At 52.4% G+C, this 2,136-nt stretch carries 4 tRNA genes and 2 rRNA genes (1 of these 6 cut by a window edge); all 6 read left to right on the top strand.

From position 1 onward, the window contains the following. Positions 1 to 1,000 (top strand): 23S ribosomal RNA (locus E6W40_RS21775); it begins 1,927 nt to the left of the window's first position. A 230-nt stretch (positions 1,001 to 1,230) separates the two neighbouring features. Next, positions 1,231 to 1,347: ribosomal RNA gene (gene rrf / locus E6W40_RS21780) — 5S ribosomal RNA — on the top strand. A gap of 61 nt (positions 1,348 to 1,408) precedes the next feature. Beyond that, positions 1,409 to 1,485, top strand: a tRNA-Ile gene (locus tag E6W40_RS21785). Between the two features lie 244 nt (positions 1,486 to 1,729). Further along, a tRNA-Glu gene (locus E6W40_RS21795) sits at positions 1,730 to 1,804 on the top strand. Between the two features lie 139 nt (positions 1,805 to 1,943). After that, positions 1,944 to 2,019: transfer RNA gene (locus E6W40_RS21800), tRNA-Val, on the top strand. Between the two features lie 25 nt (positions 2,020 to 2,044). Continuing rightward, positions 2,045 to 2,118: transfer RNA gene (locus tag E6W40_RS21805), tRNA-Met, on the top strand. Positions 2,119 to 2,136: the final 18 nt, after the last annotated feature.

Here is a 2,136-nt window from a genome sequence, read left to right on the forward strand (position 1 = left end):
CCCCAGTAAACGGCGGCCGTAACTATAACGGTCCTAAGGTAGCGAAATTCCTTGTCAGGTAAATTCTGACCCGCACGAATGGCGTAACGACTTGGGCGCTGTCTCAACGAGAGATCCGGTGAAATTTTAATACCTGTGAAGATGCAGGTTACCCGCGACAAGACGGAAAGACCCCATGGAGCTTTACTGCAGCTTGATATTGGATTTGGGTACGATCTGTACAGGATAGGTGGGAGCCTTTGAAGCCTGAGCGCCAGCTTAGGTGGAGGCGCCGTTGGGATACCACCCTGATCGTATCTAGGTTCTAACCTAGTACCGTCATCCGGTGCGGGGACAGTGTCAGGTGGGCAGTTTGACTGGGGCGGTCGCCTCCTAAAGAGTAACGGAGGCGCCCCAAGGTTCCCTCAGAATGGTTGGAAATCATTCGAAGAGTGCAAAGGCAGAAGGGAGCTTGACTGCGAGACCTACAAGTCGAGCAGGGACGAAAGTCGGGCTTAGTGATCCGGTGGTACCGCATGGAAGGGCCATCGCTCAACGGATAAAAGCTACCCTGGGGATAACAGGCTTATCTCCCCCAAGAGTCCACATCGACGGGGAGGTTTGGCACCTCGATGTCGGCTCATCGCATCCTGGGGCTGAAGTAGGTCCCAAGGGTTGGGCTGTTCGCCCATTAAAGCGGTACGCGAGCTGGGTTCAGAACGTCGTGAGACAGTTCGGTCCCTATCTGTCGTGGGCGTAGGAAATTTGAGAGGAGCTGTCCTTAGTACGAGAGGACCGGGATGGACGTACCGCTGGTGCACCAGTTGTTCCGCCAGGAGCATGGCTGGGTAGCTACGTACGGACGGGATAAGCGCTGAAAGCATCTAAGCGTGAAGCCCCCCTCAAGATGAGATTTCCCAGTATGTAAGACCCCTTGAAGACGACGAGGTAGATAGGTTGGAGGTGGAAGTGCAGCAATGCATGGAGCTGACCAATACTAATCGGTCGAGGGCTTATCCTAAACATACCCACCAAAGTGAAGAAAGGCTTCGCAGCTAATTCCGAATACTTTGGCGGGGCCCGGAACAAGAGTGAAGGGCAAAGCTACAATTTCTACAAATGCAAATTCGTTTCGTATCTAGTTTTCAGGTGATCAAACATCTGGACTGATTTTTAAGCTGCATGTCCTTTCTGAGGATGGATCTTTTGCTGGTGAGTAATCACGGAAGCGAAGACAGCGCAAAAATCCTGTTTGGTGGCGATGGCGGAGGGGTTCCACGCGTACCCATCCCGAACACGACCGTTAAGCCCTCCAGCGCCGATGGTACTTGGACCGAAGGGTCCTGGGAGAGTAGGACGCCGCCAAGCAATCCCCTTGCGGGGAATTTTTTTTGCCTAAATCTCTATATGTATAATTGTTCTTAGATAAGGGCCCTTAGCTCAGCTGGTTAGAGCGCACCCCTGATAAGGGTGAGGTCGGTGGTTCGAGTCCACTAGGGCCCACCATATATAACTTCATAAAGTGAGTTCCGGGGTCCCGAAAAGTAATCGTAATAAATCTCGAAGCCATACTTCACTTTTTTGGGGTGAATATATTGGGCCATAGCTCAGCTGGGAGAGCGCCTGCCTTGCAAGCAGGAGGTCAGCGGTTCGATCCCGCTTGGCTCCACCATTATTCCCTGATAGCTCAATTGGTAGATAACAATCGATTTGTCCAGGTTCGAGTCCTATCCGGGGATCAACCATATAAGGCCCGTTGGTCAAGGGGTTAAGACACCTCCCTTTCACGGAGGTAACAGGGGTTCGAATCCCCTACGGGTCACCATGATTATTTTGCTTCGATTGGGGATGAGAACCAACCCCTAAGGGTTCGTCGGAGCATGAACTTCGGAAGCACTGCTTCGCAGTCTCGAACGGAGTGAGAGTATCCCCTACGGGTCACCAGTTCTATAAAAGTTATATTCGGAGGCTTAGCTCAGCTGGGAGAGCATCTGCCTTACAAGCAGAGGGTCGGGGGTTCGAACCCCTCAGCCTCCACCATGATACTTTATATTTTTATTACTGACGCGGGGTGGAGCAGCCCGGTAGCTCGTCGGGCTCATAACCCGAAGGCCGCAGGTTCAAATCCTGCCCCCGCAATTTATCCCCAAAAAGTGA

This window comes from Paenibacillus dokdonensis (assembly GCF_004916975.1).
GTDB classification, from domain to species: Bacteria; Bacillota; Bacilli; order Paenibacillales; family Paenibacillaceae; genus Paenibacillus_AQ; species Paenibacillus_AQ dokdonensis.